The sequence below is a fragment of the Longispora albida DSM 44784 genome (assembly GCF_000379825.1).
GTDB lineage: Bacteria > Actinomycetota > Actinomycetes > Mycobacteriales > Micromonosporaceae > Longispora > Longispora albida.
The window spans coordinates 433821-453972 of the sequence record NZ_KB903834.1 but is presented as its reverse complement, the minus strand read 5'-3'; the positions used below and the strand labels follow the sequence as shown (position 1 = coordinate 453972).

The 20152-nt window shown below is 70.4% G+C and carries 18 protein-coding genes; 12 read left to right on the top strand and 6 right to left on the bottom strand.

Annotated features, from left to right (window positions below; translation table 11 throughout):
• Window positions 1-47: 47 nt before the first annotated feature.
• From A3G1_RS41200 to A3G1_RS0122625, 3 genes are all read left to right on the top strand, one after another.
• Window positions 48-527, top strand: coding sequence for a hypothetical protein (locus tag A3G1_RS41200; protein ID WP_018351778.1), 480 nt, complete (start codon window positions 48-50; stop codon window positions 525-527).
• Between the two features lie 110 nt (window positions 528-637).
• Entirely contained in the window at window positions 638-1057 is a 420-nt protein-coding gene (locus A3G1_RS0122630) for a hypothetical protein (protein WP_157641284.1), read from the top strand.
• Entirely contained in the window at window positions 1054-2583 is a 1530-nt protein-coding gene (locus A3G1_RS0122625) for a multicopper oxidase family protein (protein WP_245563568.1), read from the top strand. The genes A3G1_RS0122630 and A3G1_RS0122625 overlap by 4 nt, the downstream gene beginning before the upstream one ends.
• Before the next feature lie 53 nt (window positions 2584-2636).
• Here A3G1_RS0122625 and A3G1_RS0122620 read toward each other — a convergent pair whose 3' ends face one another.
• Window positions 2637-4730, bottom strand: coding sequence for a PhoX family protein (locus tag A3G1_RS0122620; RefSeq protein WP_040479381.1), 2094 nt, complete (start codon window positions 4728-4730; stop codon window positions 2637-2639).
• 147 nt (window positions 4731-4877) lie between these two features.
• Between A3G1_RS0122620 and A3G1_RS36255 the strand changes: the two genes are divergently transcribed.
• The 5 genes from A3G1_RS36255 (at window position 4878) to A3G1_RS40730 (ending at window position 11749) form a co-directional block, all read left to right on the top strand.
• On the top strand, window positions 4878-5849 hold the full coding sequence (locus tag A3G1_RS36255; RefSeq protein ID WP_018351774.1) for a hypothetical protein: 972 nt from the start codon (window positions 4878-4880) through the stop codon (window positions 5847-5849).
• Window positions 5824-8418 carry an Hsp70 family protein gene (locus A3G1_RS38880; RefSeq protein ID WP_051110615.1) on the top strand — a complete coding sequence of 865 codons (2595 nt, stop codon included), beginning with the start codon at window positions 5824-5826 and terminating at the stop codon, window positions 8416-8418. Before A3G1_RS36255 ends, A3G1_RS38880 begins: the two co-directional genes overlap by 26 nt.
• An 84-nt stretch (window positions 8419-8502) precedes the next feature.
• Window positions 8503-9708: a serine hydrolase domain-containing protein gene (locus A3G1_RS0122605; RefSeq protein ID WP_018351773.1), complete on the top strand. Its 1206-nt coding sequence runs from the start codon at window positions 8503-8505 to the stop codon at window positions 9706-9708.
• A gap of 44 nt (window positions 9709-9752) precedes the next feature.
• Window positions 9753-11531: a hypothetical protein gene (locus A3G1_RS0122600; protein WP_157641283.1), complete on the top strand. Its 1779-nt coding sequence runs from the start codon at window positions 9753-9755 to the stop codon at window positions 11529-11531.
• Window positions 11532-11584: 53 nt separating this feature from the next.
• Window positions 11585-11749, top strand: a complete 165-nt coding sequence (locus A3G1_RS40730) for a hypothetical protein (protein ID WP_018351771.1) — start codon at window positions 11585-11587, stop codon at window positions 11747-11749.
• Between the two features lie 7 nt (window positions 11750-11756).
• Here A3G1_RS40730 and A3G1_RS36245 read toward each other — a convergent pair whose 3' ends face one another.
• Window positions 11757-13181: a hypothetical protein gene (locus A3G1_RS36245; protein ID WP_157641281.1), complete on the bottom strand. Its 1425-nt coding sequence runs from the start codon at window positions 13179-13181 to the stop codon at window positions 11757-11759.
• A 303-nt stretch (window positions 13182-13484) separates the two neighbouring features.
• The gene (gene trmB / locus A3G1_RS0122585; RefSeq protein ID WP_342664503.1) at window positions 13485-14144 is read right to left on the bottom strand and encodes a tRNA (guanosine(46)-N7)-methyltransferase TrmB; all 660 of its coding nucleotides are present in this window, start codon (window positions 14142-14144) and stop codon (window positions 13485-13487) included.
• Window positions 14145-14170: 26 nt separating this feature from the next.
• Between trmB and nfi the strand changes: the two genes are divergently transcribed.
• A complete protein-coding gene (gene nfi, locus A3G1_RS0122580) occupies window positions 14171-14839 on the top strand; it encodes a deoxyribonuclease V (protein WP_026212412.1) in 669 nt (222 codons plus the stop codon).
• On the opposite strand, the gene A3G1_RS36240 is transcribed toward nfi, so the two are convergent.
• On the bottom strand, window positions 14757-15947 hold the full coding sequence (locus tag A3G1_RS36240; protein ID WP_018351767.1) for a low temperature requirement protein A: 1191 nt from the start codon (window positions 15945-15947) through the stop codon (window positions 14757-14759). The two genes, nfi and A3G1_RS36240, sit on opposite strands and share 83 nt — an antisense overlap.
• 87 nt (window positions 15948-16034) lie before the next feature.
• Between A3G1_RS36240 and A3G1_RS0122570 the strand changes: the two genes are divergently transcribed.
• The 3 genes from A3G1_RS0122570 (at window position 16035) to A3G1_RS0122560 (ending at window position 18594) form a co-directional block, all read left to right on the top strand.
• Window positions 16035-17225, top strand: a complete 1191-nt coding sequence (locus A3G1_RS0122570) for a cytochrome P450 family protein (protein ID WP_026212411.1) — start codon at window positions 16035-16037, stop codon at window positions 17223-17225.
• 87 nt (window positions 17226-17312) lie between these two features.
• A complete protein-coding gene (locus tag A3G1_RS0122565; protein ID WP_026212410.1) occupies window positions 17313-17861 on the top strand; it encodes a riboflavin biosynthesis intermediates N-glycosidase in 549 nt (182 codons plus the stop codon).
• Between the two features lie 22 nt (window positions 17862-17883).
• Window positions 17884-18594 (top strand): SAM-dependent methyltransferase, encoded by a 711-nt coding sequence (locus A3G1_RS0122560; RefSeq protein WP_018351764.1) that lies wholly within the window; start codon window positions 17884-17886, stop codon window positions 18592-18594.
• Here the strand turns inward: A3G1_RS0122560 and A3G1_RS0122555 are convergent.
• Window positions 18591-19163, bottom strand: coding sequence for a DUF4291 domain-containing protein (locus A3G1_RS0122555; protein ID WP_018351763.1), 573 nt, complete (start codon window positions 19161-19163; stop codon window positions 18591-18593). The two genes, A3G1_RS0122560 and A3G1_RS0122555, sit on opposite strands and share 4 nt — an antisense overlap.
• 22 nt (window positions 19164-19185) lie before the next feature.
• Complete coding sequence (locus A3G1_RS0122550) at window positions 19186-20070, bottom strand: aminoglycoside phosphotransferase family protein (RefSeq protein ID WP_018351762.1); 885 nt, start codon at window positions 20068-20070, stop codon at window positions 19186-19188.
• Window positions 20071-20152: the final 82 nt, after the last annotated feature.

Sequence of the window (20152 nt, the reverse complement as noted above, 5' to 3'; positions counted from 1 at the left end):
CGGGGCGGGGTCGCGGCCCGGACGGGGCCGGGCAGATCATCGGAGGCATGAACGGACTGATCGGCCGCATGATCGGCAGCGCCCCGCAGTGGACGGTGTACGGCATGGTCGCTGCACCCCGGGAGCAGGTGTCCGAGCTGCTGCTGGAGATCAGCCCCGGCCAGGTGTCCGCAGCCAACGCGCTGATCCTGGCCAGCGAGACCGGGCTGGCCCGGACGGTCACCGGCGGCCCCGGCTGGTTCCGCGCGCAGGCCGACGGCCGGGACTACGTCGAGCTGGAGACCGACCCGGCCAAGCATCTGATCGCCGCGCAGGGCTGGTTCGGCGGCGTGCACTTCGTCGAGTCGTACGGCTCCGGCAGCCTGATCGTCCACAGTGTCCACAATGTGCGCGCCTCGCATCCCGAGTTCGTCGCGGGCGTCGCGCACCTCGGGATGCAGGCCCGGATGTGGCGGGATCTGGAGCGGGTGCTGAACGTGGCCGGCGAGCGCCTGGGCTGCCCGGTCGAGCTGAGCAAGGTCGCCTGAGCCGGCATTCGTCCGATATGGACAGCGACTTCCCCTAGGGGAGCCAGACCGGGGTGAGATCCGGGCGACTCCGGATGGCTGCGCGCTCTTCAAGATCGCAAACTGAGGGCATGTCAGCCCCCATCCCCTCTCCCGTCCCGCAGCGACAGGGCGCTCGCTGGCCCATCGTCCCGTTCCGCGTGCTCAGCGTGCTGCTGCTGATCCAGGTGTTCTGCCAGGCCGCGCTGGCCGGCGGGTTCATCAGCGGCAAGGTCGGCCTGCTGTCGATGCACAGCCTCAACGGCGGTTTGATCATCCTCACCTCCTTCGCGCTCGTGGCCGCGGCGTTCCTCGTCTGGCGGCCGGGTCGCGGCCCGTGGTGGCCGATCGTGTTCACGTTCCTGCTGTGGCCGGTGATCGGGATGCAGATCGGCGCGGGGTACTCCCGGGCGCTGGAGCTGCACATCCCGCTCGGCGTGACCATCTTCGGGATCGCGGCCTGCCTGGTGTTCTGGTCGTTCACCTACCGTCCGAAGTGGGCGCAGCGGTGAACCGGCGTACGCTGCTCGCCCTGGCCGGCGGGGCTTCGGTCGCGGTCGTCGCCGGGTGTGGAGGACCGAACGAGGGCGGCACGGGCACGATGCTGGAGAGCAGGCTGCCGTTGCCGGATGCGTTCAAGGTGCCGCTGCTGATCCCGCCGGTCGCCAAGTCCGTCCGGCGCGACGACACCACCGACTACTACGAGATCACCCAGCGCGCGGCCAAGGTGGAGATCATCCCGGGTACGAAGACGACGATCTGGGGCTACGACGGGATCTTCCCCGGGCCGACCTTCATGGGTAAGGCCGGGCGGCGCATGGTGGTGAAGGTCAAGAACGAGCTGCCGGTACCGACGTCGACGCACCTGCACGGCGGCGTCACCCCGGCCGGCTCGGACGGCTTCCCAACGGATCTGGTCGCCCCCAAGGGTTACAACGTGCACGCCGCGCACACCGGGCACGGTGGCATGGCGATGAACATGGCGGACTGGAAGTTCCACGACCAGGCCAAGGACTACGAGTACCCGATGGTCCAGCGGGCCGCGACCCTCTGGTACCACGACCACCGGATGGACTTCAGCGCCCCGCAGGTGTGGCGGGGGCTGGCCGGGGCGTTCCTGGTGACCGATGCCGAGGAGTCGGCGCTCCCGTTGCCGAGGAAGGAACGGGACATCCCGCTGATCATCGGTGACCGGTCCTTCGAGGCGGACGGCGAGTTCCGCTACCCGTCGCTGGACTCGACGCTGACGAAGCCCGGCGTGACGGACGAGTGGATGTCCGGCGTGTTCGGCGACGTGATCCTCGTGAACGGCAGGCCGTGGCCGTTCCTGGAGGTGGAGGCCGTCCGGTACCGCTTCCGGCTCGTCAACGGCTCCAACGCCCGCCGGTACACGCTGACCCTCGGCGGCGGGCTGAAGTTCACGCAGGTCGGCGGCGACGGCGGCCTCCTCCCGGTACCCGTGGAGCACGGCGAGATCACCATCGCGCCCGGCGAGCGCTACGACGTGGTCGTGGACTTCTCGGCGGTGAAGCCCGGTTCGTCCGTCGTGCTGGCCAACACGCTCGGCGAGGGCCGGACGCGGGACGTGATGAAGTTCGTGGTCACCAGGGCCGGTCAGGACGACTCGCGGATTCCGGCGGTGCTGTCGCAGGTACCGAAGCTGACCAGGGAGCAGGCCGTGGCGACCCGGCAGTTCGACTTCCGGCTGCTCGGCGGCAAGTGGACGATCAACGGGAAGCCGTACGACACGTCGGCCTCGCTGGCCAGCCCGAAGCTGGGCACGGTCGAGCTGTGGCGGTTCACGAGTGACTTCCACCATCCCGTGCACATGCACCTGGCTCACTTCCAGGTGCTGTCCCGGGGCGGGCGCGGGCCGGGGCCGCTGGACGGGGGCTGGAAGGACACTGTGGACGTCCGGCCGTACGAGGTGGTGGAGGTGCTGGCGAAGTTCGACGGCTTCCAGGGCCGGTACATGCTGCACTGTCACAACCTGGAGCACGAGGACATGGCCATGATGGCCAACTTCGACGTGGTCTGAAGATCGTGGGACCCCTCATGCTGCTATAGCAGCATGAGGGGTCCCACACTCACTTAGTGGCCGATCGCCTTGCCGTCGCGGCGGTAGGTCACCACGATGCCCGGCTTGGCGAAGTCACCGTCGGGCCAGTTGGAGGCCGGCTTCTCCAGGGTCGCGCCGCCGACCTCGCCGGGGTGCTGGACCGCGACGAACACCGACAGGTTGTCCTCGTAGACGAACGGGCCGCAGCACTCCGCGCCGTACGGCATGGTCATGAACTGCTTGAGGCGGCCCTTCTCCGGACCGGCCAGCGGCACGGCGAACAGGCCGTCGTTGGTGCCGAGCGCGTTGCCGTCCGTGGAGATCCACAGGTTGCCGGCCCCGTCGAAGGCGACGTTGTCCGGGCAGGAGATCGGGGAGACCTTCGTCTTGTCGTAACCCATGAAGTAGGTCGACGCGTCGGCCGGGTCGCCGCAGACGATCGGCAGCGCCCAGGTGAAGGTCTCGGCGGCGTTGTCGCCACCGTTCTCGGTGATCTCCAGGATGTGGCCGTGCTTGTTGCTGTTGCGCGGGTTGACCTCGTCGGCGGCGGCGAAGCCGGCCTTGCCGCGGTTGGAGTTGTTGGTCAGCGCGCAGTACACCTTGCCGGTGAGCTGGTTCGGCTCGACGTCCTCCGGGCGGTCCATCTTGGTAGCGCCGACCTTGTCGCCCGCGAGACGCGTGAAGACCAGCACCTCCTCGACCGTCATGCCCTCGACCATCGACTTGTTGCCCTTGACCAGCGGGATCCACGTACCGGTGCCGTTGAAGCCACCGTCGGCGGGCAGCTTGCCGGAGCCGTCGACCTCGGCGGCCGAGGTGAAGTCGAACTTCGCGACGTAGAGCGTGCCGGACTCCAGCAGGCTCAGGTTGTGCTTGCGGGCCCGGGCCGACTTCGACGGGTCCATCTTCTTGTCGGAGACGAACTTGTACAGGTAGTCGAAGCGCTCGTCGTCACCCGTGTACGCGACGGCCCGGCCGTCCTTCGCCAGGATGACGTTGGCGCCCTCGTGCTTGAACCGGCCGAGCGCGGTGTGCTTCCTCGGCGTCGACTGCGGGTCGAACGGGTCGACCTCGACCACCCAGCCGAAGCGGTGGAACTCGTTCGGGTGCGCGGTCAGGTCGAAGCGGGAGTCGGCCCGGTCCCACTTGCGGCTGCCCGAGGGGTACCGCTTGGTGGTGTCGATGCCGTAGCGCTTGAGGGCCGGCTTGAGCTCCTCCGGGGCGCCGTCGCCGCCGACGTAGTACTGGTTGAAGTTCTCCTCGCCGGACAGCACGGTGCCCCACGGGGTCACGCCACCGGCGCAGTTGTTCTGGGTACCGGTGACCTTGCGGCCGGTCGGGTCGGCGGCGGTGCGCACCAGCGCGTGGCCGGCCACCGGGCCGGTCAGCTCGAAGACGGTGCCGGAGGCGGTGATCCGCCGGTTGTACGGCAGGCCGTTCTTGCCGGAGGCCACCCGCCAGTTGCCTTCGCCGTCGTTGCGCTCCAGCTCGACGACGCTCATGCCGTGCGCGGCCATGGCAATCTTGATCTGCTCGACGGTCATGTTGTCCAGGCTGGTGAAGCCGGGGAACATGAGCTCCTCGTTGGTGTACTCGTGGTTGCACACCAGCAGGGCGCGCTTGCCGCGCCGGTCGAGCGGGAGGACCGCGACGAAGTCGTTGTTGTAGCCGAACTGGGCGGCCTGCGCCTCGGCGGTCTGCTTCCAGGCGTTGAACGCCGGGGCGCCGGGCAGCACGGCGTCGCCCCACCGGATGACGACGGAGTGGTCGTAGCCGTTGGGCACGACCACAGCGTCGAGCGTGTTCGGCGGGATCTGCTTGAAGGTCAGCGAGGACGGGACGCTCGCCTTCGGGGCGGCGCTGGTCTCGGGGACGACCGGGGTCTCGTCGGTCGCGAAGGCCGGGGCGGCGTCGCCAGCGGCGCCGAGGCTGGCCGCGACGACCACCGCGCCCGCCGCGCCAGCACCGGCCTTGAAGATGCCGCGCCGGGAGATCTCGGCACCGAAGTACTCGTTGGACGACTCGTTCGGAGCCGGGTGGTCACAGGCGTTGCCGCACCGGTACTGGCAGGTCATCGCCGTCCGGTTGCTGTGGGCGGAGAAGAGCGGGAGCTGAGGGCGTGTCATGAGCCGCACGCTAGAGCCGCCCGGTGCCCTGACGGCGAATCAAACCTGGCCGGAAGGTGAACGCGGAACGTAGTAGGGCTAGCCCCACCCCAGATCGGGGGGTCTGTCGCAATGATTCGCCCTGCGTTCATTGGCAGGCTCACACCCATGATCATCGAAGCGACCCCTCCGGTGTCCGCCGCCCGGAATGCCAGGTGGCACCGCCCTTTGCTCGCTGTGTCCGCCGCGATGGCCGTTCTCGTGCTGGTGTGCGCCGCGGGACTCGTCTTCGACGATCGTCAATCGGTCAACGTCCCGGTCTGGCTTAAGCCGCTCAAATTTTCGATCTCCGTCGGCATCTACTGCGCGACCCTAGCCTGGCTGCTGACCTTCCAGCGGAAGGCCCGCCGGACGGCGTGGTGGCTCGGCACGATCGTCGCGGGGGCGCTGGCCGTCGAGATGGCCCTGATCGTGTTCCAGATCGGCATCCGGGGCCGTCAGCTCCACTTCAACCAGCAGACCCCGTTCGACGTGAACCTCGGGATCGTCATGGGCCAGACCATCTACGTGCTGTGGGCAGCGGCGCTGGGCATCGCCATCCTGGCACTCTTCCAGCCCCAGACGGACAAGGCGCTCAAGTGGGCGATCCGGCTCGGCCTGCTCATCATGATCGCGGGGCTCGCGCTCGGCATCCTCATGGTCATCCCGACCCCGGAGCAGCTCGCGGCGGCCCAGCCCGGCCAGAAGCTCCCGATCGCGGGCGCGCACAGCGTCGGCGTGCCGGACGGCGGCCCGGGCATCCCTGGGCTCACCTGGAGCACGGTCGGCGGTGACCTGCGGATTCCCCACTTCATTGGCATGCACGCGATGCAGGTGATTCCGTTCCTGGCCCTTTTCCTGGTACGCGTGCGCAGGCTCACTGCCGCCGCCCGCACCCGGGTCGTCCTCGTGGCCTCTGCCTCCTACGCCGGCCTGATCGCGCTGGTCACGTGGCAGGCGCTCCGGGCAGAGCCGTTGCTGCGGCCGACCCTGCCGACCTATGTGGCCGGTACGGCATTGATCGCACTGACTGCCCTCGGAGTGCTGCTGGCGGCCAAAGACTACGATCGCCCGCGTGGATGGGTACTCGATCGGCGTTGACCTCGGCACTTCGAACACGGTAGCGATGCTGCGCAGGCCCGACGGGCGTGTGCAGCCGCTGCTTTTCGACGGCCAGCCGGTCCTCCCGTCCGGCGTGTACCTCGACGAGGACAGCCGCCTGCACGTCGGCCGGGACGCCGCCCGGGTCGCCCAGCTCGACCCCTCCCGCTTCGAGCCCAACCCGAAGCAGCGGATCGACGAGCGGACCGTACTGCTCGGCGGGTTCGAGGTGCCCACAGTGGACCTGCTGGCCGCGATCCTGCACCAGGTCGGGGTGTCGGCGGTCGAGGCGGTCGGCTTCGTGCCCCGCGCCGTCGTCACGTACCCGGCCTCGTGGGGCTCCGTCCGCCGCGACGTCCTCCTCCGCGCGGCCCACCAGGCAGGCTGGCCGCCGATCTGGCTCGTCCCGGAACCGGTCGCGGCGGCACGGTACTTCGCCGGCACGATGCGGCGGCCCATCCCGGTCGGCTCCACCCTCGCCGTCTTCGACTTCGGCGGCGGCACGCTCGACATCGCCGTCGTGAAGAACGACGGGGCGAAGACCACAGGCATCGGTCAGCAACCGGGAGATGGCCAGGAGTGGCGCCGAGGATCTGAGCCCCCAGGCCAGCACAGTGGCCAGTTCACCGTGGTGGGTTCCGGCGGGCTGGAGGACCTGGGCGGGCTCGATCTCGACGCCGCCCTCGTCAGCCACCTCGGCCGGATCATCGCCCACGCCGACCCGCGCGTCTGGGCGGCGCTCAGCAACCCGCAGACCGCGCAGGACCGGCGCGCCCGCCGGCTGTTCTGGGAGGACGTCCGGGGCGCGAAGGAGATGCTGTCCCGCGCGGCGTCGGCCCCCGTACCGGTACCCGGCCTGGAACAGGCCCTCCACCTGACCCGCGCCGAGCTGGAGACGATCGCCACCCCGCTGCTCCGGCGCGCCGTGGCCGAGACCAAGGCCGTCATCGAGCGGTGCGGGCTGACCCCGGAGCAGCTCGGCGGGCTGTTCCTGGTCGGCGGCTCGTCCCGCGTACCGCTGGTCGCGCGGGCGCTGCACGCCGAGCTGGGCATCGCGCCAGCGGTGCTGGAGCAGCCCGAGCTGCCCGTCGCCGAGGGGGCGCTCGCCGAGCTGCCGCCGGAGACGACCCAGGTCATGCCGGGAGCGGCCCGTCCGGCGGAGCGGGAGGTGGGGGCGCCGGCTCCGGTACAAAATCAGAGAAGGAAGCTGCCCTGGCTGCTCGCCGCAGGCCTGGCGCTCGTCCTGGCCGTGACCGCGGGCCTGTATTTCCTCCTCCGCGACCCTTACTCCGAAGTGGACTTCGTGGCCAACCTGGCCCAGGAGAAGACGGTCCCGCTGCTGGGCGACGGCACCTACGGCCGGGTGGCCATCGCCGCTGACGTCGCCTACCTGGCGACCGAGCGCGACGAGAAAGCCGGCAGCCGCACCGTCAAGAAGATCCAGGTGATCGCCTACGACCTGGTTGGCGGCAAGGAGAAGTGGCGGTCGGACGATGTCCTGCCCACCCTGGAGGGCGACTGGGACGGCTTCCACGCCTTGCCCTCCGCCCTCTTCTTCTTCCGCAAGGACGGTGACCAGGCGACGGTCTACGCACTGGACCCGGACGACAAGGGCAAGCAGCTCTGGACGGCGAGCTACCCCTCCGGCGACCGGTGGGTCTACTACGAGGACTACTTCCTCTGGGCCGACAGTGCGACCGGCACTCTCAGCCGGGTCAGCTACCGGACCGGCACCCCCGACGCCAAAGTGGACGGCTGGAAGGGCGCGAAGCTCCTGGCGGCCACGACGAAGGACGACCCTGGCTGGTGGGACTCCCGGCGCAAGGACACCCGCGTGGTCCTGGTGAACGGCAGCACCAAGAACGCACGGGTGCTGGACGTGGCGGAGATGAAACTGGGCAAGGAGTACGCCAACGTTGGTGGTGCCGACGACCACTACGTCGTCCGCGACGGCAGGCTCTATGTGGGTTCGGACGACCCCGGCTACCAGGTCACCTCCTTCGACCTCAAGGACATGAAGGCCACCAGCCTGTACCGGGCGGACAGCTCGGCCCGCAAGATCGGCAAGGACAGCCACGGCGATCCGAACTTCCACGTCTGCGGCGACCGGGTGTGCCTGATCGACATCGCGGACGACCGGAACGCGAAGGCCGAGGACAAGGCCAAGTCCAGCCGCCTGGTGTCCATCGGCCCGGACGGCAAGACCTGGGCGAAGCCCTTCGCGAACGCCGAGGCACTCAAGCCGGTGGGCGACCGGGTGGCAGTGCGGGTTGACCTCGACCCGAAGAGCCCGTGGTTCGAGCTGTTCGACGCCGAGGGCGACCGGGTCGGCCAGCGCCAGGCTGACCGCGTGCCGCAGGGGCTCACCAGCGGATCGCTGCTGCTGTTCGGCGACCACTCCAACTACGTGGCCGGCGGCCAGACCAGCCTGGCCGGTTACAGCGCCCGGTCGGGGGAGCGGTTCGAGCTCGGCGTGATCGCGGCGAAGCTCGAAGGCTGCGCGTGGACGGAGAAGTACCTGGCCTGCCCGAGGGAGAAGGACTTCGGGATCTGGCAGTTCGCGAACTGAGCCCGTTGCCGGCAGCCGCAAATCCCGGATGTGCGCGGGGAAGTGTGCTTCTCTGGATCAATGCGACGAATCTGGGCAATGGGTATGAGTGTGGTCCTGGCTGCCGTCACGGTCGCGGCGGCGGCGGGATGCGGTGGCAGTTCCTCCGGTACCGGGAACGGTTCCGACCCCGCCTACGCCGGTGACCTGCGCGGCAGGCTCCAGAAGCTGCTGACCGAGATGAAGGTGCCCGGCGCCGTCGTCATGATCACCTCGAAGGAGAAGGGGGACTGGACCGCCACCTTCGGTACCCGGTCGATCGGCGGCGGGGCCGCGATGGGCGCCGGCGACCACTTCCGGGTCGGCTCGAACACGAAGACCATGACGGGCACCGTGATCCTCCAGCTCGTGCAGGAGGGCAAGCTGGCGCTGAACGACCCGATCGCCAAGTACCGGCAGGACGTGCCGGGCGGCGACAAGATCACGATCGCCCAGCTCCTCGACATGCGCAGCGGGCTCTACAACTACTCGGAGGACCCGGCCTTCAACGCCGAGCTCGACAAGAACCCCGGCCGGGTCTGGCAGCCAGCAGAGCTGGTCACGATCGGGCTGGCCAAGCCGCCGTACTTCCCGCCGGGCGAGGGCTTCCACTACTCCAACACGAACACCGTGCTGCTCGGCCTGCTGGCCGAGCAGCTGACCGGCGGCAAGCTCGCCGACGAGTTCCAGAAGCGGATCTTCGGCAAGCTGGGGCTCAAGGGCACGAGCCTCCCGGCCCTCGACGACAGGAAGATCCCGGACCCGCACCCGCAGGGCTACATGTTCGGTACCAACATCGAGACCCTGGAAGACGCTGCCCTCCCGGCAGCCCAGCAGTCGGCGGCCGCCGCCGGTACCCTCCTGCCGTCCGACCACACCGACGACAACCCGTCCTGGGCCTGGGCGGCTGGTGGCGCGATCTCGACGGCCGGCGACCTCCAGCGGTACGTGAAGGCACTCATCGACGGCGAGCTGCTCAACGCCGAACTCCAGAAGACCCGGATCGACAGCATCCGCCCCTCAGACCCGTCGAACCCGAACAGCGCGGGCTACGGGCTCGGCATCGCGAAGTTCGGCCCGCTGGTCGGGCACGACGGCCAGATGCCCGGCTTCAACTCGTTCATGGCGCGCGACAAGGACAAGGACGTGACGGTGATCGTGATGACCTCACTGTTCGCGGCGGCCGACGGCCGGCAGCCGGCCAACGTCCTCGCCCTGGAGATCATCCAGACCCTGTACGGCAGGCCGACCCCGGCTCCGTCCGGTACGTGACCGGCGGGCCACGCAGGCAGGACTGAGCACTTAGGCTGGTCGCTATGCCCCATGTGCCGCAGGAGCTCCTCCCGCCACCGCCGGTCCTGGTGAGCCGCAGTGAGGAACTCGGCTGGCTGCACCAGGTCCAGCGGACCGTGGCCGTCGTGACCGGCCTGCCGGGCGTCGGCAAGCGAGCCCTCGCCCTGACCTGGGCCGAGGCCGCCAGCGCGCAGTACCCGGACGGCCAGCTCCACCTCGACCTCGCCGACCACGCTGGCCCGGGCGGCGGCTTCGACCCGGAGTCGGCCCTCGCGGCACTGCTGCGCAGCATGGGCATCCCGGAGGCCGACCTGCCGCCCAGCCGGGCAGAGCTGGGCAGCAGGTGGCGGACGCTGACCGCGCGGCGGCGGATCCTGCTCTTCCTGACCGGGGTGCGGACCGAGGCCCAGGTTCGTGAGCTGTTGCCCGGCGGGCACGGCAGCCGGGTGGTCGTGGCCAGCCAGCGGCGGATCCACGGCCTCGAACACGCCGAGGACCTCCAGCTCGCCCCGCTGGGCGAGCCGGGTGGCATCCAGCTTCTCGCCGCGCTCGCCGGCGAGGCCCGGGTCGCCGAGGATCCAGCCGGGGCCGCCGCACTGGTGCGCCGGTGCGCCGGGCTGCCCGCCGCGCTGCGTGTGGTGGCCAGGATGCTGAGCAGGGACCGGTTCCTGCCGCTCGGCCGCCTGGCCGGGCGGCTCGGCGACGGTGAGCTGGCCGGCCCGGTCTTCGAGGAGGCATACCAGCAGCTCGGCCCCGAAGCCCAGCAGCTGTACCGGATGCTCGGCCAGCACGAGCTCCGCGAGGTGAGCGCCGAGCTGATCGGCGCGTTCGGGCTGTCCGGCATGGAAGAGCTGCTGGACGCCTGCCTGGCGGACCAGGTGGGCGACGGCCGGTACGAGCTGCACGATCTCCTCCTGGCGCACGCCCGCACGGTGCCCGGTGACCCCGGCGAGGCCTCGGCGGCCCTCGACCGCTGGACGGCGGCGTGCCACCACTACCTGAACAAGGCCGGCCACGGGGCGTTCGCCGTGACCAGCCCGCGACGGCTGACCTTCGCCGGCCGTCCGGCCGGTGCCGACCCCTTCGGCGGCAGTAAGGCCGCTGCGATGGGCTGGTTCGAGGCGGAGTACCCGGCGATCCTGGCCGTGGCCCGGATGTCGGCTCTCGCCGGGGACGGCGGGCTCGCCTGGCAGTTCGCGGACGTGCTCAGCGCGTTCTTCTTCAACCTGCGCCGTCGCCTCGACTGGATCGAGCTCACCCGGCAGGGCATCCTGGCAGCTGCCCACAGTGGACGGATAGATGTCGAGGCCCGGCTGCGCAGCCTGCTGTCCCGCGCGCTCCTGACGGACGACGAGGCGGCCCGCGAGTCAGAGCTCTCCGTCGAACTCGCCGAGCGAGCCGCGCATCCGCTGCTGCTGGCCTCGGTGTGGGAGTTCCGGGGCCGTCACCTGGAAGCGGCCGGCGGGGCGGCCGAGGAGGCCTACCGCAAGTCGTACGAGCTGAACCTCGCCGCCGGTGATCGGCGCGGCGCGGCCCTGGCGCAGCTCTTCCTCGGCCGGCTCACGAAGGACGTTGCCCTGCTCCGGACAGCCATCGCTGAACTCGACGGCGACGAGCGCATGATCGTCCGCGCCAAGCTCGCGATCGGCCAGCTGACCGGCGACCAGGCCCTGCTGGCCGAGGCTGCCAGTTACTTCGCGGTCAACGGCATGCTGACCTACGAAGCCGAGGCGTTGCAGTCACTCGGCACCGATCCAGCCCGGCTGGAGGAGATCCGCGAGCGCCTCGGCCTCGTGTCGTAGCGGCATATTGCCGGTCAGTTGCCTGGTCCCCGGCTCTCCGCGTTGACAGGATCATGAACCTGCCGACTGAGGAGGACGCGATGAAGCGAGTTTTCGTGATGCTGCTGGCGATCGGGGCACTGGCGGTTGCCGGAGCCACCTGGACTGGCGAGGCCTGGACGCCGGTGCCTGCCACCTCGCTGGCCGACGACACCGACAGCAGCTTCAAGGGCATGTGACCGGGGTCTACCGGCTGATCGCCCGGTACGCGAGCACCATCGGATCCTCGGCCCCCGCCACAGTGAACGGCTCCCCGTCCCGGGGATGGATCTCGCACCCGCCGGGCACCGGCCGGACCGCCCACGAGCACGGGTACCGGCTGAGCAACCCGGCCGGGTCCGCTCCGGCGATCACGGACGCGGTGTGCAGGAGCCGCTGGTCGGGCTCGGACTCCTCCGCGCAGACCAGTCCCTCGCCGGACAGCCCCGGATAGCGCACGCCGTCGCGGACCGTGAACGTCCTGACTGGACGATGCTCGGGTGCCGGTACCGGCCAGGCGCGGCGGGACGGCTCGGGGCACGTGAGGCCCAGCTGCTCGTAGAGGACCTCCGCCAGCGACACCGGGGCGTCGAAGGCCAGGCTGGCCAGCCCCGGTACCGGTACGGCATCGGCGATCTGGGCCGCAGGGGCGGCATCGGTGAGCCGCGTACCGAGCTGGCCGAGCTGCTCGGCCGGCGTGCCCGGCACCACCTCGGCCCCGAACTCGGCCAGCAGGATCGGCGTGCCGAGCGCCCCGGCGTAGTACGTGACGGAACCGTGGTCGCCGATGACGACGTCGGAGGCGACCAGCGCCGCCTGCCAGCCCTCGTGCGGCGGGACGAGGTGCAGCCCGAGGTCGAGTGCCGGGGCGAGCCACTGCCGGATCTGCCACGGGCTGTGCCCGAACCACGCGTTGGGATGCAGCACCAGCGCCACCTGGAACTCGTCGGCGGGCAGCTCGCGCAGCAGCCGTTCGGCGAGCAGCGGCCGCCGGGCGAGCAGCGACTCGGCCCGCCAGGTGGAACTGAGCAGCACGAGCCGCTGCCCGGCAGAGGTCACGCCGAAAGCCCGCCGGTACTGCTCCCGCATCGGCTGGCTGAGCAGGATCCGTTCCCAGGCGGGATCACCGGCCACGACGGACCGGCCACCGGTCCGCGCGATCTGCGCGACCTGCCCGGGATGCGACAGCACGTGCAGCACGCGCTCGCGGAACTCCGGCCGGGCCAGCCCGGACACCCGCGTCACCCCCGACCGCGAGTCGGGTACCTGCTTGTGGAAGCCCACGCCGTGCGGCAGCAGGACGACGGGGGCGCTGACGTGGGTGAGGTCGACGTTCTCCGAGGCCGTGACCGCGAGATCGAACGTCAGGTGCTCAAGCTGCTCCCAGGGCGCGATCCGGGCTCCGGCGCTGTGGAGCAGGTCCGCGACTCCGGAGTGGAACGCCGAGGTCTCGTCGACCGCGAAGACGACCTGCACCCGCCAGTCACCCCGGAACGCGTCGAGGGCTTCGAGCAGCCGGGTCGTGGAGGTGAATGTCCTGACCAGCCCGAGAACCTTGCGGGTGCCGGCGACGGTCTCCCAGCGGTGCGCGTCCGGCCCGATCGGCACCCGCACCTCGCGGTCACCGAACATCGTGCCACCACCCGGCTCGCGCCCGTGCACCCCGCACCCGGCAGAACGAACAGAACCTCAGACCACCAGAAACAGAAACAGAAGCTGCCCGGCTGCCCGGCTGCCCGGCTGCCCGGCTGCCCGGCTGCCCGGCTGCCCGGCTGCCCGGCTGCCCGGCGTGAATTGTATGGATTCTATAGGTTTTGGCTGGATTCTGCGGGTGCCGCGCTGGACGTGGCCGCGCGTTTCCGGCCCGCCAGGCGAGGCGGCGGGACATCGGCGGGGCATCGGCATCAGGCGGCTACTCCGGCAGGCGGGCCTGGATCAGGAACCAGCGGTTGGAACGGCCCGGAACACCAGGTCGAAGATCTCCCGCCCGGCCTCCACGCCCCGCTGCTCGAACTTCGTCAGCACCCGGTACTCCGGCCGGGCCGCGAACCCCTCGCACGTGTTCTCCAGCCCGGGGTCCGCCGACAGCACCTCCAGCATGACCTCGGCGTACTCTGCCCAGTCCGTCGCGCAGTGCAGCACGCCGCCGGCCGCCAGCCGGGAACGGATCAGCGCGACCAGCTCCGGCCGGATGATCCGCCGCTTGTGGTGGCGGGGCTTGGGCCACGGGTCGGGGAAGTAGATGTGCACGGCGTCGAGGCTGCCGGGCGCGATCCGCTCGGTGAGCAGCACGACGGCGTCGCCCTCGTACACGCGCACGTTGTCCAGCTCGTGCTCCTCGACCAGGCTGAGCAGGTTGGCCACGCCGGCGAAGTGCACCTCGACGGCGAGGTAGTCCCGCCCGGGGTCGGCTGCGGCCATCGCGGCGGTCGCGTCGCCCATCCCTGAGCCGATCTCCAGCACCAGGGGGCGCTCGCTGGTCACGGGGCCCGGTGGCAGCCCGTAGCGGGGCCGGAGCCTGGCGGCTGCGTCCTCGTGGCGGGCGCTGACCCGGCCGCGGCGCGGGTAGAAGGTTTTAATCGCAGTGGTAGTCACAATGGTCCCCAGAATACCCTCGCCCGATGCGCCTTGATCCCTTGCACGAGTGGCCGTCGACACCAGCCGAAGCTGAGGCGATCCAGGACCGGCTGCGTTCCCGTGTGATCTTGTCCGGTGCCCCGGCCGGTGTCCGGACCGTCGCGGGGCTCGACGTCGCCTACGCCGACGACCGGCTCGCCGCCGCGGTCGTGGTGCTCGACGCTGAGACGCTCCAGCCGGTCGACGAGGCGGTGGCCCTCGGCGTCCCGGCCTTCGAGTACGTCCCGGGCCTGTTCGCGTTCCGGGAGATCCCGATGCTGGTCCAGGCCCTGGAGCGGCTCACGGTCACCCCGGATCTGCTGGTCTGCGACGGGCAGGGGGTCGCGCATCCGCGCCGCTTCGGCCTCGCCTGCCACCTCGGCCTGCTCACCGGCCTCCCGGCCATCGGAGTGGCGAAAACCCTTTTCGTCGGTACCCACGACGAGCCGCCCCAGCCCCGCTCCGCCCGCACAGACCTCCTCGACGACGGCGAGGTGATCGGCGCCGTGCTGCGTACCCAGCCGGGGATCAAGCCGGTCTACGTCTCGGCCGGCCACCTGATCGGGCTGGACGAGGCCTGTGACTGGACGCTCAGGCTCGCTCCGCGATACCGGCTGCCGGAGACGACGCGGCTCGCCGACCAGCTGAGCCGTCGCGCCCTGTCAGCACCATGACGGCGACGACGACGGCGAGGATGCCGGCCGTGAGGTGGATCGGCGCGCCGGTGAACGGCGTGAGCAGCGCCAGCCCGGCGGCCACCGGGAACACCCACTTCAGCCCGGCGTCCCGGTGCGGGCAGATCTGGAGCAGCCAGACCGTCAGCAGGTAGACGGCGACCGGGATGGCGACGGCGAATCCGGCGGCCGTACCGGACAGGTGGGCCTTCCCGGTGTCATAGTCGACAGCCACGGCCAGCCCGGCCCCGACAGCCGCCGTCGAGCCGAAGATCAGATAGTGGCCGTACCCCCAGCGGAAGGCGGCCTTCGCCGACGACAGCAGCTCGTGCGACTCCTTGTCGAAGTAGATCCACCACATCGAGAAGACGATCACGAGCCCGGCGACCGCCAGGCCGATCAGCGTGCCGGAGTGCCCGCCGGCGTCGATCGCGCCCTGGAAGGCCAGCGTGGCGGCCAGCACGGACTCGCCGAGCACGATCAGCGTGAACAGGCCGTACCGCTCGGCGATGTGGTGCGGGTGCCACGTGGTCGGCTCTGTCCGCTCGGCGAGTACCGGGACCAGCAGCTCAAGCCCGACGAAGAGGACGAACAGCGGCAGAGCCCAGCTCGACGGCGCGAACAGGAACGCCACCCACAGCGCCTGCATGATCGCGACCCCGGCCGCGTACCGGATCGCGGTCGTCCGGCGCGGCGGGTCCGACCGGGCGGCCCGCAGCCACTGCGAGACGATCGCGATCCGCATGATCACGTACCCGATGACCACGACCAGGAAGTCGCCGTCGTCGAAGGCCCGCGGGATCCCGGCGGCCAGCACGAGCGCCCCGGCGATCTGGACGAACGTCGTGACCCGGTACGGCCCGTCGTCGGTGTCGTACGCCGAGGCGAACCAGGTGAAGTTCATCCAGGCCCACCAGATCGCGAAGAACACCATCAGGTACCTGACCAGCGCCAGCCCGAAGTGGTTCTCGGCGAGCGCGTGGTGCAGGCTCGTCCCCGCCTGGGCGACGGCGACCACGAAACACAGGTCGAAGAAGAGTTCGAGGGGCGTGGCGGCCCGGTGTTCCTCGTGCCGTTCCCGCGCGCCCATCCGCCTGTACCACCGCATGGGAGTGATCATCGCAGGTCCGGGGATCGTATTTCCGGCAAACGCCGGACCTACCAACATCAATGCCCCGGAGTCCATACTCGACAGATGGTGTTCACTCCGGAATTCCAAGCCAATCCACACCCTGTCTACGCGCGGTTGCGGGCCGAGCTGCCCGTGCACCAGGTGACACTGCCCGGCGGCATGCTGGCCTGGCTGGTGACCCGGTACGAGGACGCGCGGCTCGCCCTGACCGACCCCCGGTTCGTGAAGCAGGGCCTGACCACGCCCACCGGCCCGAACGCGGAGATCGCGCCGGACGTCCTGGCCGCGATGAGCAGCCACATGCTCAGCTCCGACCCGCCGGACCACACCCGCCTGCGCCGCATGGTGTCCGCGGCCTTCACCCACCGCCGGGTCGAGCAGCTCCGGCCCAGGGTCGAGGAGATCACGGCCGGCCTGCTCGACGAGATGGCCGGTCAGGACACAGTGGACCTGATCGACGCCTTCGCCTTCCCGCTGCCGATCCAGGTGATCTGTGAACTGCTCGGCATCCCCGGGGCCGACCGGGAGTCGTTCCGCGACTGGTCGAACACGATCGTCGCCGGGGTGGTGGCGGGAGAGAAACTGCCGATCGCCTTCGCCGCCCTGCTCGGGTACCTCCGCGAACTGATCGCCGACAAGCGCGCGCACCCGGCCGAGGACCTGATCTCCGCGCTGATCGAGGTCCAGGAGGCCGACGGCGACCGGCTCACCGAGAACGAGCTGACCTCCACCGTGTTCCTGCTGCTCCTGGCCGGCCACGAGACGACGGTCAACCTGCTCGGCAACTCGGTCTACCTGCTGCTGTCCGAGCGCGAGCGCTGGGAGAAGCTCCGCGCCGACGCCGAGACCCTGCTGCCGACGGCCATCGAGGAGTTCCTCAGGTACGAGAGCCCGGTCGAGACGGCCACCTTCCGGATGGCGGCGGAGGACATCACCCTCAGCGGCGTGACCATCCCGGCAGGCGACGCCGTACTGGTCGGCCTGCTCGCCGGCAACCGGGACGGCGGCCGGTTCCCGGAGGCCGGCCTGCTCGACATGGCCAGGACGGAGAACCCGCACCTCGCCTTCGGGCACGGCATCCACTACTGCCTGGGCGCCCCGCTGGCCAGGCTCGAAGCCCGGATCGCGCTCGGCGGGCTGCTCAGCCGCTTCCCCGACCTCCGCCTCGCCGTACCGGCCAGCGAGCTGGAATGGCGGCCGGGCGTGCTGATGCGCGGCCTGCTCGCGCTGCCGGTGACGGGCCTGACCTCTTAAGAGGTTGGCAGGTGCCGGCCGGGTGCGGGATCGTTGCTGGCCGGCACCGGGCCGGTGGTCACGGAGTACAAAGAAGAGGTTTGCGTGATGGAGACGGTGGCCGAGCTGAGGCAGGCCCTGGCAAGCGGCGCCCGCCCGAAGTATCTGCACTTCTGGGGGCACCGCCCGCAGCGGGACGGCAGCGTCGGGGCTGGCTGCCTGAGCCAGTGGTGGCCGTCGCGGTTCGAGGTGGACGGCCTGGTCTACGCCACGGCCGAGCACTACATGATGTGGTCGAAGGCCACACTGTTCGGCGACGACGAGATCGCGGCGAAGACGCTGGCCGCGTCGACCCCGGGAGCGGTCAAGGCACTCGGCCGCCAGGTGCGCGGCTTCCAGCAGGAGCTGTGGGAGGCTGAACGTTTCCGGATCGTGGTGGCGGGCAACGCGGCGAAGTTCGGCCAGGACGCTGAGCTGGGCGCGTATCTGGCGGGCACGGGGAACAGGGTGCTCGTCGAGGCCAGCCCGGTCGACCGGATCTGGGGGATCGGCCTGGCAGCCGACGACCCGCGCGCTGGCAACCCACAGCAGTGGCGCGGCCTGAACCTGCTGGGGTTCGCCCTGATGGTGGTCCGTAATGGATTGTCGCCAGCCTGACGATGGCCGCTAGGTTGTCCCGATGACTGATGAAGATCTCAAGCCGTACTTCGCGGCAGCAGCAGCCAACCTCGTCTACAACGCCCCGGTGTCCCCCGAGCGGGTCGAGGACCTGATCAGCAGGCTGACACCGGACGCGCCGGACTGGCGGGCACTCGACCTGGGCTGCGGAAACGGCGAGTTCCTGATCCGGCTGTGCAAGGAGCACGGCATCCCGGGTGCCGGCGTCGAGATCTTCCCCGCCGACCGCGAGGTCGCCCTGAAGCGCGCAGCCGAACTCAAGGCCGAGGACCTGCTCGCCTTCCACACCGCCGACGCGACGACCTGGACCGAACCGGCGAACCTGGTCGTCAACGTCGGAGCCGGGCACATCTGGGGATCGACAGCCTCGGCCCTGACCGCCCTGCACAAGCTCACCGCGCCGGGCGGCATGCTCCTGTTCGCCGACGGCTTCTACGAGAAGGAACCGAGCGAGCAGGTCCGCGAGATGTTCGGCGACCTGCCGGACCTGAACGGATTCGCGGCGGCAGCCGTCGCTGCGGGCTTCCGCGTGCTCTACCTGGGTCAGTCCACGCTGGACGAATGGGACGCCTTCGAGTCGGACTGGCGGGCCGGCATCGAGTACCTGGAGTCGCCCGGCGGCCGGGCCTTCGCCGACAAGCGCCGCGAGGAGTACCTGACCGGCTACCGGGGCGTCGTCGGCTTCGCCTGGAGCATCCTGACGCCGGCCTAGATCTCGTAGACCCGCTCGGCGGGCAGGAGAGCCGTGGCCCGATCGGTGTCGCCGGCGCGGACGAGGTCATGGATCTCGGTCGCCAGCCCGGTGACATCGGTCAGGCCCACGATCCACTCGTCGGCATACCGGCCCGCCGCCTCCCCGCCGAGCCCCACCTGGAGCGAGCGGCAGGGAAGCGGCCGCAGGTGCAGGTCACGCTCCGGGTCCCACTGGACGCGGACAGGGCTCGTCTTGAGCTGCTGCGCCCAGGCGGCCCGGCTGGCGTGCACGTCCGGGTCGTAGTGGCTCAGGCAGGCGTTCGCGAGCGCCCACTCGAAGCCAGCCCGGGTGATCTCGACCGCGAGGACCCGTTCCTGGCCGGGCTTGGCCGCCCAGCCGCACCGGTACATCATCCACAGGAACGACGGCTTGATCCACGTCATCCGCTCCCGCTTGAACGGCGCCACGAACCGGCCGGCCGCGAGGGCCGGCTCGGCGATCGCGGGGGAGTAGGCCTGGTAGACGGTGATGGTGTCCACTATGTACACGGCGCGGATCTGGTGCCGGGGCGCGGCCTGTTCAGTCATCGCTTCGCCATTCACTGCTTCGTCACGCGAAGTCTTCCAGTACGGCGGCGACCTTCGCCTGGCCTTCCGCGATGAAAGCCGGGTTGGAGTCCCAGTAGTACGGCAGGCCGACGAGCGCCGTCGACAACGCCCAGCCCCGGCCCCGCCGCCACGTGTCCTCGTCGTACCCGGAAGCCTCCCGGAACACCTGCCGCGTCCGCGCGTCGAACATGCTCCAGCCCGGCGCCAGGTCCGGAGCGGGATCCCCGAGGCCGAGCCCGCCGAAGTCGATGACAGCGGAGAGCCTGCCGTTCTCGGCGAGCAGGTTGCCGGCCTGGATGTCGCCGTGGATCCACACCGGAGGCTTGTCCCACGGGGTCGCAGCCAGGGCGTCGTCCCAGGCGGCGGTGACGCGGGCCGTGTCGACCCGGCTGCCGAGTTCCGCGATCGACTCGCGGGTCCACTCGTCCCGGGCAGCCAGCGGCACGCCCCGGGTCATGCCGGTCTTCACCGGGCCGCCCGTGGTGTCCACGGTGTGCAGGGCCCGGACGAATGTGCCCAGGTCGACGGCGGCCTGCTCGTAGTCGAGGTTGCCGGCGGTCGGGTTCTCGCCGGACAGCCACGGGGCCACCGACCACTTCCACGGGTACCACTCACCGGGCGCACCCACAGCCACCGGAGCCGGAACAGGCAGCGGGAGGTGCGGCGCGAGTACCGGCAGCCACCGCTCGTCATTGGTCGCCTGATCCGTCGCGCTCTCGATCCGCGGCATCCGGGCGACCAGCTCGTCGCCGAGCCGGAACAGCAGGTGATCGGTACCGGCCTGCTCGACGGGCGTCACGTCCAGCCCGGCCCACTGGGGAAACTGCGTGGCCACCAGCCGTCGCACCAGCGCGGCGTCAGCTTTGATCTCGTCTTTGTGCATCATCGGGAGCGAAGCCTAGCCCCGCCCAGCAACCCGGTCACCTGATTACTGCCTGAAGCACTGTCACGAGCCACCCCGCCCGTAA